The organism is Agrobacterium sp. RC10-4-1, assembly GCF_014138475.1.
GTDB lineage: Bacteria > Pseudomonadota > Alphaproteobacteria > Rhizobiales > Rhizobiaceae > Agrobacterium > Agrobacterium pusense.
This window is the reverse complement of record NZ_JACJIT010000009.1, coordinates 204,550-217,565: the sequence shown is the minus strand read 5'-3', so window position 1 is coordinate 217,565 and position 13,016 is coordinate 204,550. Positions and strand designations below refer to the sequence as shown.

Here is a 13,016-nt window from a genome sequence, read left to right as displayed (position 1 = left end):
CGTCGCTCGCGGGACTTCTGAGCGCGGTCTCATCGATGTGACCACAAGGGAACGGCTCGGCGCCCGCCGCAGCCGTTTTCGCGTTTCCACTTCTTCCTGCCATCCCTCTGATCAACTCAATGAAGCCTGCTTGGCCCCATGCGGCGCGCCTCCAGCGCGTTCCGCGGCGACCAGACGAGCCGGATTTCCAACCATCTTAAACGAGGCCAGATCAATGCGATCAATTGAACACATCTATGTCGACGGTAAATTTGTGGTGCCAGACGGCAATGAACGGCTGGACCTTTTCAATCCGGCAACGGAAGAAAAAATCGGCGATGTCCGGCTTGGCAATGCCGATGATGCAAGGGCCGCAGTGGCAGCCGCGAAACGGGCTTTTCCCGCCATGGCAACATCCACCAAGGCGCAGCGTATCGATATGCTGCGCAGCCTGCGCGACGCGATCGAAGAGCGACCGGATGAGCTCACGCAGGTCATGACCGAAGAATACGGCGCGCCCGCTTATTTCACGGCTTTCTCCGTTCAAAACGCAGCGTCGATTTTTGATGTTATGGCTGAGACCGTGGCGAACTACGACTTTGACCGGGTCGTGGGCAAAAGCACGGTCAGGATGCTGCCGCGCGGCGTTCTCGCCGCCATAACGCCCTGGAACAGCAATTTCGGTTTTATCGCCACCAAGCTTGCGCATGCAATCGGTTCAGGCTCATCGCTCGTCATCAAACCGGCTGAACAGAGTGCGTTTCAGACGGATATTCTGGTGAGAAGGCTGCATCGTGCCGGCCTGCCGGCAGGGGTTTTCAACATTGTCAACGGCACCGGTCCGGTGGTCGGTGCGGCGCTGACGCAGGATCCCGACGTCGCGACCGTCAGTTTCACCGGTTCCACCCAGGCGGCAAAGATCATTCAGCGTGCGGCGATCGACGGCATGAAAAGAGTGGTTCTGGAGCTGGGCGGCAAGGCACCCACCATTATCCTGCCGGATGCGGACCTCGACAAGGCTATACCTGTCGCCCTGATGTCGGGCTTTGCAAACAGCGGCCAGGCCTGCGTCGCGGGTACCCGCATCCTGGCTCCGAGGTCCCGTCTCCCCGAGATTGCCGAGCGGTTGAGAATGGCGGCTGAAAAATTCAAAGTTGGCGATCCCCGTGATCCGGAGGTTCGGGTAGGCCCTCTCGCCAGCCTTGCCCAGTGGGAGAGGATCCAGACTTACATCCGGCTTGGTGTCGAAGAAGGAGCAACTCTGCTGACAGGCGGAACCGGACGCCCGGCCGGGATAGAAAAAGGATGGTTCGCCCGCCCGACGATCTTCGCAGATGTCACCAACGAAATGCGCATCGCCCGCGAAGAAATCTTTGGTCCCGTCCTGTGTCTTCTCGCCTATGAGGACGAAGATGAGGCCGTCAAAATTGCCAATGATAGCGACTACGGATTGCAAGCCTATGTGCTTGGATCCGACCTCAGACGTGCCGAACGCATCGCCGAGAGGCTGATGGCCGGCCGCGTCGTCATCAACGGCGCACCGCATGATCCCCGCGCGCCCTTCGGCGGTTTCAAGCAATCCGGTATCGGCAGGGAGATCGGTGCCTTCGGTCTCGACGGCATGCTCGAACCGCGAGCCGTTCTCACCCCTAACGCGAAAAGTCTGTAGCGCCGGTCCCGGCGCGCTCTCCGTTCTGCTTCAGGCCGACTTTGTATCCAGAAGTGTCAGCCGTGCGAAATCCGACGTTTGGTGACGCAACAGCAGGTCGAAAGAAATAGCCGAGATACTATCAACATCTACCTGTTCCGGACGCGAAATGGTCGCGGAACACATCGATATGGAGAGCAATATGACCGACGTCCTTCAGCCTGCAAAAGGCGGACACAACACCGCGATTGTCTTTGGGTCTGCAATGGCCGTGTTGATGGCCTTCGCTCCTGCCTTGGCAGTTGAGACGGTCACATCACCCCAATCCGAAACAGCCTCTGCCGACGACAGCATTCGGCCGTTCCAGGTTCATGTCGATCAGTCACAGATTGACGACCTCAAGGCGAGGATCAGGAATGCGCGCTGGCCGGATAAGGAAACCGTTGGCGATATTTCCCAGGGTATCCAGCTGGCGCGGGTTCAGGATCTCGTCCGATACTGGGGCAGCGACTATGACTGGCGAAACGCCGAGAAGGAACTCAACGCCTTGCCGCAGTTCATCACCAGGATCGACGGCGTCGACATCCACTTCATTCATGTCCGCTCACGCCATCCCAACGCCCTGCCTGTCATCCTCACCCACGGCTGGCCGGGTTCAATCTTCGAGTTCACAAAAGTCATTGGCCCGTTGACGGACCCGACCGCTTATGGCGGCAAAGCGGAAGACGCGTTTGACGTCATCATCCCCTCCATCCCCGGCTATGGTTTTTCAGGCCATCCGACCGATCTGGGCTGGGGACCGGACCGTGTTGCGCGGGCCTGGGACACCCTCGTCAAGCGCCTCGGCTACACGCGCTATGTTTCCCAGGGCGGCGATCATGGTTCGGTCATTTCCGATGCCCTTGCCCGGCAGGCGCCAAAGGGTCTGCTCGGCATCCATCTCAATATGCCGGCCACCGTTCCCGGCGCGCTCATGAAAGGCATCAACTCCGGTGATCCAGCCCCTGCGGACCTGTCTGCGCCAGAACGAAATGCCTATGACTCGCTCAAAGAGTTTTTCGGCAGGAACGCTGCCTATGGCGCAATGATGGTCACAAGACCGCAGACGATCGGCTATACCTTCTCGGATTCACCTGTCGGTCTTGCATCTTTCATCTACGAGAAATTCGCGCAATGGAGCGACAGCAATGGCGAGCCCGAAAGCGTGCTCTCTAGGGATGAAATGCTCAACGACATCACTCTCTACTGGTTGACCAACAGCGGCGCGTCCGGCGCGCGCTTCTATTGGGAAAACAACAACAACAACTTCAGCGCGGACGCCCAGAATACCAAGGACATCAAGATCCCCGTCGGCATCACCGTCTTCCCGAAGGAAATCTACCAAGCGCCGGAGAGCTGGAGCAGGCAAGCCTATCCATCGCTGACCTATTATCATCAGGTCGATCATGGTGGACATTTCGCCGCCTGGGAGCAGCCCGGGATTTTCTCGAGCGAGCTTCGTGACGCCTTCAGAAAACTGCGCTGAGACACGCCTTTCTGGAAGCGCGGTTCCCGGACCGCGCTTCACCACGTCCTCGTGTCGCTGTCCGATTTAAAGCTTGGGCGTTTCTGCACCCAAAAAGCCGTCGCTCGACACCAGTCGAGAAACGGCTTTTTCCGTATCTGAGGCCAGGAGATTTCAGGCCGCAACCGCGACACGTTCCGCCATCCACTGATCCAGCGCAGATCGCAGCATTGATCCGGACACGGCGTCCATGGAGGCGATCCTGATCAGGTATTTTGCGGCGTCGACGGCTATCGAGCAGCCGATCGGCAGGCGGTTCTCTGCGCAGAACTCATTCAAAACCGTGCGGATCGACAGAAGCGACACTGCGTTGGTCATCTCGGATCTCCATCATGAATAACGATATTGCGCCATTTTATGGAGAAGCACTGTGTCGAGAGTTTTCCATCGGAACTGAGAACGGTACCTCGATGTAGCCTGTCTGGTTGCTGGTACAATAAGCTACGGTCGTGGACAGCAATCACATCGATCAGTCTTGAAATTTCATTTCGTTGTTCGAATGATCCCAATTCGCATCGACGCGATTTTCCGCCTCGGCCTGCTGCGACAGAGGAAGCTCCAGTTGGATATCCTCCATCTCCGGCAGGCTGGCGATGCCGTCACGAAGGGCAGGGTCTTCATAAGATGGTTTGAACGGCATCGAAATCTCCTTCTCCGCGGAAACCGGCCGCCGCCCGCTTTCGCGGGCAGCGGCACCTTACGCGATCAGCCTTTCACAAAAGCCAGCAGATCGGGATTGATGACGTCTGCATGGGTGGTGAGCATACCATGCGGGTAACCCTTATACACCTTCAGCGTTCCGTTCTTCAGAAGCTTGACAGACAATTCGGCGGAGGCCGCAATCGGCACGACCTGATCGTCATCGCCATGAAGGACGAGCGTGGGCACCGAGATCGCCTTCAGATCTTCCGTCTGATCGGTTTCCGAGAATGCCTTCACGCCATCATAATGGGCCTTGGCGCTGCCCATCATACCCTGACGCCACCAGTTCTGGATAACACCGGGAAAGACTTTGGCATCCGCACGATTGAAGCCGTAAAACGGACCGGTCGGCACGTCGAGGAAGAACTGGGCGCGATTATCGGCGACGCCCTTGCGGAAACTGTCGAAGACTTCGATCGGCAGGCCGCCGGGATTGGACGGCGTCTTCAGCATCAGCGGCGGAACGGCGGACACGAGCACGGCCTTGGCGACGCGGCCCTGCGGTTCGCCGAATTTTGCGACATAGCGCGCAACCTCACCACCCCCTGTCGAGTGCCCGATATGAACCGCATTTCTCAGATCGAGATGTTCGACGACGGCAAAGGCATCGGCGGCGTAATGATCCATATCGTGCCCGTCGCTCACCTGCTGCGACCGGCCGTGGCCGCGGCGGTCATGCGCCACGACGCGATAACCGTTCTCTACGAAGAACAGCATCTGCGCGTCCCAGTCGTCGGATGACAACGGCCAGCCATGATGGAAGACGATCGGCTGGGCATCCTTCGGGCCCCAGTCCTTGAAAAAGATATCGACGCCGTCCTTGGTCTTTACGAATGATTCCGTCATTGGAAATGCTCCTTCGGTGGGAGTTGGGGTGGAGTTTGAAAAAGCAGTCGATGGCATGGCCATCGCCGTGGAAAGTGCCGCGCCTGCCAGCAGAAGGTGCCGTCTGGAAAGCGCGAGCTCGATGAGATTGCCGGCCATTTCCTTGTCCTGCGTTCAGCGCCCACGGCGCGTGGTTTCAAACAGGAACCATGTGCGCCGCTCGGTCTCGTCGATCCAGTTCTCGATGAGACTGGTGGTCGCGTGGTCGTTGAGGTCGGAGGTAAGGCTGTGCGTTTGCCGCAGGATGGCGGTCAGCTGTTTGTTATCCTCGCGCAGTTCGGCAAGCATATCCTCAGGCGTGACGAAGTCGGCGTCATTATCGAGGAGGCGTTGGAGGCGGGCGATATGTCCGATGGAGCGGATGGTGTTACCGCCGATCTTGCGCGCCCTTTCGGCGATGTCGTCGGTCATGGCAAAGATCTGGGCGCCCTGCTCGTCCAGCAGCGTGTGATAGTCACGGAAATGCGGACCGGAAACATGCCAGTGGAAGTTCTTGGTCTTGACGTAGAGCGTAAAGACATCCGCCAGCAGGGCGGTCAACGCCGCGGCAATGTCGCGGCTTGCCTCCGCTCCGAGATCGGTCGGGGTTGCAAGTGGAAGCTTGCGGTTTCTGGAAGCTGTTGTCGTGTCCATGATCGTTCTCCTTTGGCAATTGACCGCCCGTTGTTGAGCGTCCCTGTTGCGGCTGTCTGATCGGCCTCGAGAATAGGGAGAAGAACGGGTGAGGAGAAATCGGCTGCTGGTACAGTCTACCCGATACCTAAGTGTAGTTTCGTCTAGCGCCGGCCCGGGATAACGTTTGCCCGTCGCCCCGCCCCTCGGCGATTGGCTCACAGAAGCCAGAAGCTCCGGCGTCCCCTCCCCGGAGCCGCGGATCTCCCTCCCGATCCGCAAAAGGCCGCCCCCGCCGCAGGAGGCGGCCTTTTTCATTTCTCCCTCTGGTGAGCAGGCAACCTATGCATGAGTATGATGTTTAAGCGTGCGTACGTGGGCTAGCGTCGTGGCGCACGACAATCCCCAGGCTGCAAAATCGAAGGACATCCCACATGACAGAAGAACGCCCGGAAGGTATTGAAAAATATGATCATCCCGCCGGCGGTTGGGATGCGTTGAAAGCCGTCGCGAAAACCCTCGCCCACCAGCAGATCGTCGCCCAGGGCACCATGACGCTGCTCAAGGCAAATCAACCCGAGGGTTTCGACTGTCCCGGCTGCGCCTGGCCCGATCCCAAACACACCTCATCGTTCGAATTTTGCGAAAACGGCGCCAAGGCGATCACATGGGAATCGACTGCCAAACGATCCGGACCTGAATTTTTCGCACAGCACACGGTCTCCGAATTGTGGCAGTGGACCGACCACAAGCTCGAGGATGCCGGAAGGCTGACCCTTCCCCTGCATTACAATCCCGAGAGTGATCGCTATGAGCCGATCGCGTGGGACGATGCGTTTCGCCTGATCGCGCAGGAGCTCAACAAGCTTGGCGACCCAGACATGGCGGAATTTTACACGTCAGGCCGGGCGTCCAACGAGGCTGCTTTTCTCTATCAGCTTTTCGTGCGCGCCTTCGGGACGAATAATTTTCCCGATTGTTCCAACATGTGCCATGAGGCAACCAGCGTCGGCCTTCCGAAATCCATCGGCGTCGGCAAAGGGACAGTGACGCTGGAGGACTTCGATCATGCGGATGCGATCTTCAGCTTCGGCCACAATCCGGGCACCAATCATCCCCGCATGATGACGACGCTGCACAATGCCGCAAAACGCGGCGTGCCGATCGTCGTTTTCAATCCGCTGAAGGAACGGGCTCTGGAGCGTTTCGCCGCGCCGCAGGACCCGATCGAAATGGCGACGCTCTCTTCCACTCCGATCGCCTCCGCCTATTATCAGTTGCGCACCGGCGGCGATCTCGCCGCCCTGAAGGGCATCATGAAGGCGGTGTTTCAAATGGATGCGGAAAGCCTCGATGCAGGCGGAGCCGGCGCACTGGACCGGGCCTTCATCGAGCAACATACCTCAGGCCTCGACGTGCTGCGCAGCGATATCGACGCCACCTCATGGGATACGATCTGCTCGGTCAGCGGGCTGACGAGGGAGGCGCTAGAGAGCGCTGCCCGGGTTTACGTCAACGCCTCCAATGTCATTATCTGTTACGGCATGGGTATAACACAGCACGCCAAGGGTACGAGCAATGTCCAGCAGATTGCCAATCTATTGCTTCTGCGCGGCAATATGGGGCGCCAGGGTGCGGGGATAGCGCCCATTCGCGGCCATTCCAATGTTCAGGGTGATCGCACTGTCGGCATCACCGAAATCCCGAACAAGGCGCTGCTGGATGGAATGGAACGCGCCTTCGGTTTTCGCCCCTCCGCCGAAAAAGGCCACAATGCCATAGAAGCCGTCGAGGCAATCATCGCCGGAAAATCCCGGGCGCTCATCTGCCTTGGCGGAAACCTCGCCGTCGCCATGTCGGATACCGCCGCGACCTTCGAAGGTATGCGCAAACTCGATCTCGCTGTCCACATTGCAACGAAGCTCAATCGCTCGCATCTTCTGACGGCACGGACATCGCTGATTTTGCCCTGTTTCGGGCGAACCGATCTGGATACACAGGCCTCCGGCCCGCAGGCGGTGACCGTCGAGGATTCCATGTCGATGGTGCATGCCTCACGCGGTTTCCTCAAACCGCCAGGCGAACTTGTGCGGTCGGAGCCCGCCATCATCGCCGGCATCGCCAAGGCAACCATTGGAAACCGTCACGGCATTGACTGGGACTGGCTGATTGCCGATTACGATCGCATCCGCGACAAGATCGAAGAGGTCTTCCCTGACTTCAGGGATTTCAATAGCCGGGTCCGCGTGAAAGGCGGCTTCCGCCTTGATGTCGCAGCCTCCTTCCGCCGCTGGAACACGGAGAGCGGCAAGGCCAATTTCCTTGTCGCCACCGGGATCGAGGAAGACCCGCTGATCTCCAATCCGGACGCCCTCGTGCTGACGACCATCCGCAGCCACGACCAGTACAACACAACGATCTACGGCATGGATGACCGTTATCGCGGCGTCTTCGGCCGCAGGGACGTCATCTTCATGAATCGGCAGGACCTCGCCGAACGGGGCCTGAAGGATGGCGACCGCATCGATATTCACGGTATCGCCAAAGACAGTGAGGGGCGCCACCTCGTTCAGGGTTTCACGGCTGTTGAGTACGATATCCCGAAGGGCTCGGCAGCGGGTTATTATCCCGAGATGAATGCGGTGGTGGCGCTAGACCGTTATGATCGCCTTTCGGGAACGCCCTCCTATAAAGGCGTACCGATTACGGTGAGTGCAGCAGCTGTCTGACGAGATAAGGGCCGGTGCGCATTGCAGAAGCCATGGGTGCCTGTGGACGACAGGTCCTGGATGCATATTTTTGCATATGGCCCCGCACCCATTTCCCGCTATCTTTGACGTTAAGATGGCGATGGCAACCAAGACCTATGTATAGGTCAGGTTGTGCTGAAAAAACCGTATTGTCGGCAAAAATCGCATCGGGGGAACAATGTCGATTGCGTCAATGATGTTTCGCGCGAGAGAGCCGGAGGATGGAGCCCACCATCTGTTTTTTGGAGTTGGCGCGCTGGTGCTGGCAGCAGGTGTATTTTACGTCGACACCTATACCGACATAGAAGGCGCGATCGCCGTTCTTTACGTCATCACGGTTCTTCTGGCCGCGCAGGCCGTGAGCTGGTCAGGACTCATCGCGATCTCCTGCACCTGCGCCATTCTATCGCTGCTGTCCTATGCGGCGACCCATGCGCAGGACGCCGACTTCCAGTCTGCCCTTCGATTGGTGGTCGCCCTTGCGGCACTCGCCGTTACCACCATGCTGCTGCTGAAAACCGAAACCGCGCGGCTGGCGATGCTGTCCGTCAACGCGGCGCTCAAAGAAAGCGAGGAGCGCTATCGCTCCATTTTCGACCGCACGCGCGTGGCGCTCTGGGAGCGGGACTATTCGAAGCTTCACGCCCTGTTGATGGGCCTCAAGCAACAGGGCGTCACCGATATGCGCGCCCACGCACGCGCCAATCCGGGTTTTACGCAGCAATGTATCGACCTCATCACGGTCGTTGCGTCGAATGAGGCCGGAAAGGAAATGCTCGGTTACGACTCCTCTCTGCGCGGAACCCTTCAGCGGTCGATCGTTTCGTCTTCCGGAAAATTCGTCGATGTCCTGCAGGCGATCATCGATAACCGGCGTGTTTTTGAAGACAAGGTGGTGGTGCGCACGGAAAGCGGTGAAGACAAGCTGGTGCTTCTTTCCATCAGCTTTCCGGCCGAGGCGGCCGCCTTCAATCGCGTGGTGGTGAGCATGGTGGATATCACCCAGCGCGAAATGGCGCTGAAGGCGCTGGCCGAAGCGCAGGCAGAGCTGACGAAGGCTTCAAAGGCCGCGGCGGTGGGCGCCATGTCAGCATCGCTCTCCCACGAATTGAACCAGCCGCTTGGGGCCATCATCGTCAATGCACAGACATTGCTGCGGTGGCTCGACCGCGATCCGCCGGATCTCGCCGCGGCCCGCCGTTCGGCCGAACGCATGATCCGTGACGGCCAGCGCGCCAGCGACATCATCCAGAACACACGCAGTCAGCTCGCCCATACCAGCGGCAAGACGGAAACCTTCGATCTCGATGAGTTCATTGACGAAACGCTCAGCCTTCTCGAACACGAGCTCGAGCGCAGCGGCACCGCCGTCCACGTGGACAAACAGGCCACTCCGCCAATAACGGCCGTCAGGATCGAATTGCAGCAGGTCCTCATCAACCTTCTCACAAATGCCATTCAGGCGATGGAAGAGGCAGGCAGCACCAATCGCACCATCACGGTGCGGAAAGAACGTGAAGACGGTCACAATATCCATATTGCCGTTCACGACAACGGACCGGGTTTCCCCGCGCAGATGAAGGAAAAGCTGTTTTCACCATTCTACACGACAAAGGAGACAGGGATGGGCATGGGGCTATCGATCTGCCGCACCACTCTGGAAGCGCGCGGCGGCAGGCTGACCGGTGACAATCACCCCCTCGGCGGGGCGGTCTTTACCATTTCCATGCCGATCAGCCAGGAGATGGACCATGCCTGACCCACGCAAGCAGGCGAAGGAGCCACCCCAACCCGTCGTTTTCATCGTCGACGACGACGTGTCGATGCGTGAGGCGCTGACCGATCTGTTTCGCTCCATGAAGTTTGACGCCGAAGCTTTCGACAGCACCACCGCCTTCCTCGAAAAAGCCAATCTGAACCGGCCGGGTTGCCTGCTGCTCGATGTGCGGCTTCCGGGCATCAGCGGCCTCGACTTCCAGATACAGCTGGAACGCATCGGCAACAGGATGCCGATCATTTTCATGACCGGCTTCGGCGATATCCCGATGAGCGTGCGGGCGATGAAAGCAGGCGCCGTGGATTTCCTGACAAAGCCCTTCAAGGAACAGGACATCCTGGACGCCGTCGCGGCAGCAATGGAACGGGATGCATCGCGACGCCGCGAAAGCGCCCAGAACGAGGCCGTCACCTCCCTTTTCGAACAACTGACGCCGAGGGAACGCGAGGTCATGAGCGCCGTCGTTCGCGGTCTGATGAACAAGCAGATCGCCTATGAGCTAGGCATCAGCGAGGTCACGGTAAAACTGCACCGCGGCAATGTGATGCGCAAGATGGAAGCGAGATCGGTCGCCGATCTCGTTCGCAAGGCGGAACTGATCGGCGAGAAGATGCGCCCACCTGTATCTTAGTATGGTATCTTTGAGGGCGGCATGGGCGCATAGAGGAAGAAAGAAAAACAGAAAAGGTCGCTTTCATTGCCCCCCGTTCCCGTCATTGCCGTCGTTGACGACGACCCTGCCATCCGTGAAGCCATGGACGATCTCATCATGTCCTTCGGTTACCAATGCCGCCTGTTTGCTTCTGCCGAACAGTTTCTGGACGCGCAGCAGCAGGCGGACATCGACTGCATCGTTGTGGATGTGAAGATGCCCGGCCTCTCCGGCATCGAATTGCAGAGTGAGTTGAACCGGCGCGGCGAGCATGCGCCGATGATTTTCGTGACCTCCTACGAGGATGACCGCACCCGCAACGCCGCCCTGAGCGGCGGCGCCCTCGCCTTTCTGCGCAAGCCGGTCAATATCGGCAAACTGATGGGATGCCTGGAATCGGTTCTCGGACCGCAGCCCTGACTTTCGGTTGACGCCTGGCGAAGACAGCCTTTCATCACGCTAAGCCTCTTCCTTCGAGCCCTGTTTTTTATGCCCCGGCCCTGTGCCGCCAGGGCACGCATTGCCGTTGACGGAATTCCTCCCGGCGTTTGCCATTCCGCCACGACCTTCCGCCATACCAACTAGACCTCTGTATAGGTGCCCGCAGCGCTGACCCGCCGTAGCCTTGTCCCAGTCAAACGCCTCCCTCCCGGACGGTCCTGACGACACGATCATCCATTTTGAGGAGCAGGGCATGACCTCCATCAGTCAGAAGACAGACGAGCGCAAACCTCGACATCTCAAGCTCGCAACGGTGCTGGCATTGGGCGCGACCGCAGTGCTCGCCGGCAACGCTCTCCTGATCAGGAATACCGAGCCGGCGCTTGCCGCCTCTGAAAACGTTGCATCGGCCAGCGCCTTCCGCATCCTCACGCCGCAGGCGATCGACAGGCTGGCCGGACTTTCGGGTCCTGTTGCTCCAGGGGAGGATGCGGCAACAGGCGTGTCAGCTCCGGCAAATGACGAAACGTCCTGCATCGCCATCCGCGCCGCCCGAAAAACGGACCGGTACGAGGCGCTCGAGCCAAAAGCCTTCTGTCAACTGCAGCACCGTCTCTTCAATGCCGAGCTGATTGATCGCATTGCCGCGCTCCAGCTCGCATCACAACCCGACGATACCGGTACCTCGTCGCAATTCGCCATGAACAAGGAGTTCTGAAATGGAAGCTTTGACCAGACGCGCAGTCCTCGCAATCGGCGCCGTCGGCGGCACCGCGCTTGCCGCCAGCACCGCCGGTGCTGCATCTTTCGGCAATCCTGATCAGCCTGCGGAGGGAGCAATCAACGCCAATGCCGCGGGGCTCAGCGATCCAGGCCCGAAGAACCCTGTTATCAACGACCAGTTCCCCTCCTTCCAGAGCCCGCCCGCGACGGATGTCGGCGACATGCAGCTCTTCTGGGGTTCGTTCAACAATGCCGCCAAGCGTATCCAGAACGGCGGCTGGGCACGTCAGGTGACCAAATCCGATTTCGCGATTTCGGATGCCGTGTCCGGGGTCAACATGCGACTGGGACCTGGCGGCATTCGCGAGATGCACTGGCACCGCGCTGCAGAATGGGCGATCATGACCAATGGACGCTGCCGTATCACCGTGCTCGATACCAAAGGCCGTGCTTATGTCCAGGACGTCGAGGCCGGCGATCTCTGGTATTTTCCGGCCGGTTATCCCCATTCGCTGCAGGGACTTGGTCCCGACGGGTGCGAGTTCGTCATTGTGTTCGACGAAGGCGACCAGTCCGAATACGGCACCCTGCTACTGACGGACTGGCTGGCACATACCTCACCTGAACTGCTGGCGAAGAATTTCGGCGTCGAGCAGGATGTGTTCCGCAATATTCCACTGCAGAACCTCTGGATTTTTCAGGGCAAGGAGCCCGGACCTCTCTCCAGGGATCAGGAAGCCGTTGCCGGTGCAGGACTTCCCCCTTACCCCTTTACTTACAAGCTCGCGGCCTCCAAACCGCTGAAGGAGAACGCTGCTGGCGTCATTCGCCTTGCCGACAGCAGCGCCTTTACCGTGTCCAAAACCATCGCCGCCGCCATCGAAACGATCAAGCCCGGCGGGGTGCGCGAAATGCACTGGCACCCCAACGCGGACGAATGGCAGTACTGGATCAAGGGTGAAGGCCGGATGACCGTGTTCGACGCCGGTCCGCGCAGCCAGACCGCCGATTTCCGCGCCGGCGACATTGGCTACGTGAAACGGAGCCAAGGCCACATCATCGAGAATACCGGCAAGACCGACCTGCAGTTCGTCGCGGTCTTCAAGACGGCAGAGTATCAGGAAGTCAGCCTCTCTTCCTGGCTCACGCATACCCCGCCGGCGCTCGTTGCCCAGCACCTGAATGTCAGCATCGAGGATGTCGCCAGGTTTCCCGCAAACCAGCCGGCAATCATGCCAGGCTGAACATCCTCTCCTTCCGTAGGGGCCGGCGTCTCGGCATAT

12 protein-coding genes are annotated in these 13,016 nt (G+C 59.2%); 8 read left to right on the top strand and 4 right to left on the bottom strand.

Translation table 11 applies throughout. The annotated features are described in order from the left end of the window. The first annotated feature begins 214 nt into the window (after positions 1–214). Together FHW77_RS23150 and FHW77_RS23145 are read left to right on the top strand one after the other, a co-directional pair. Positions 215–1,648 carry an aldehyde dehydrogenase family protein gene (locus FHW77_RS23150; RefSeq protein WP_064264283.1) on the top strand — a complete coding sequence of 478 codons (1,434 nt, stop codon included), beginning with the start codon at positions 215–217 and terminating at the stop codon, positions 1,646–1,648. 181 nt (positions 1,649–1,829) lie between these two features. Then, positions 1,830–3,152, top strand: a complete 1,323-nt coding sequence (locus tag FHW77_RS23145; RefSeq protein ID WP_044458991.1) for an epoxide hydrolase family protein — start codon at positions 1,830–1,832, stop codon at positions 3,150–3,152. 153 nt (positions 3,153–3,305) lie between these two features. Here the strand turns inward: FHW77_RS23145 and FHW77_RS23140 are convergent, their stop codons facing one another. From FHW77_RS23140 to FHW77_RS23125, 4 genes are all read right to left on the bottom strand, one after another. After that, complete coding sequence (locus FHW77_RS23140) at positions 3,306–3,509, bottom strand: hypothetical protein (RefSeq protein WP_182590755.1); 204 nt, start codon at positions 3,507–3,509, stop codon at positions 3,306–3,308. Positions 3,510–3,660: 151 nt separating this feature from the next. Further along, entirely contained in the window at positions 3,661–3,831 is a 171-nt protein-coding gene (locus FHW77_RS23135) for a hypothetical protein (RefSeq protein WP_182590754.1), read from the bottom strand. 65 nt (positions 3,832–3,896) lie between these two features. Continuing rightward, positions 3,897–4,877, bottom strand: coding sequence for an alpha/beta fold hydrolase (locus FHW77_RS23130; protein ID WP_044458848.1), 981 nt, complete (start codon positions 4,875–4,877; stop codon positions 3,897–3,899). A 15-nt stretch (positions 4,878–4,892) separates the two neighbouring features. Continuing rightward, complete coding sequence (locus tag FHW77_RS23125) at positions 4,893–5,411, bottom strand: Dps family protein (RefSeq protein ID WP_044458849.1); 519 nt, start codon at positions 5,409–5,411, stop codon at positions 4,893–4,895. 413 nt (positions 5,412–5,824) lie between these two features. On the opposite strand from FHW77_RS23125, the gene FHW77_RS23120 reads away from it, so the two are divergent. The 6 genes from FHW77_RS23120 to FHW77_RS23095 all read left to right on the top strand — a co-directional run bounded on the left by FHW77_RS23120 (position 5,825) and on the right by FHW77_RS23095 (position 12,977). Continuing rightward, entirely contained in the window at positions 5,825–8,119 is a 2,295-nt protein-coding gene (locus FHW77_RS23120; RefSeq protein WP_044458850.1) for an FdhF/YdeP family oxidoreductase, read from the top strand. A gap of 199 nt (positions 8,120–8,318) precedes the next feature. Continuing rightward, positions 8,319–9,899: a PAS domain-containing sensor histidine kinase gene (locus FHW77_RS23115; RefSeq protein ID WP_044458851.1), complete on the top strand. Its 1,581-nt coding sequence runs from the start codon at positions 8,319–8,321 to the stop codon at positions 9,897–9,899. After that, entirely contained in the window at positions 9,892–10,548 is a 657-nt protein-coding gene (locus tag FHW77_RS23110) for a response regulator transcription factor (RefSeq protein WP_044458852.1), read from the top strand. Before FHW77_RS23115 ends, FHW77_RS23110 begins: the two co-directional genes overlap by 8 nt. Before the next feature lie 66 nt (positions 10,549–10,614). Beyond that, positions 10,615–10,989, top strand: coding sequence for a response regulator transcription factor (locus FHW77_RS23105; protein ID WP_004444449.1), 375 nt, complete (start codon positions 10,615–10,617; stop codon positions 10,987–10,989). Positions 10,990–11,263: 274 nt separating this feature from the next. Beyond that, positions 11,264–11,728, top strand: a complete 465-nt coding sequence (locus tag FHW77_RS23100) for a hypothetical protein (protein ID WP_044458853.1) — start codon at positions 11,264–11,266, stop codon at positions 11,726–11,728. 1 nt (position 11,729) lies between these two features. Beyond that, on the top strand, positions 11,730–12,977 hold the full coding sequence (locus FHW77_RS23095) for an oxalate decarboxylase family bicupin (RefSeq protein WP_044458854.1): 1,248 nt from the start codon (positions 11,730–11,732) through the stop codon (positions 12,975–12,977). Positions 12,978–13,016: the final 39 nt, after the last annotated feature.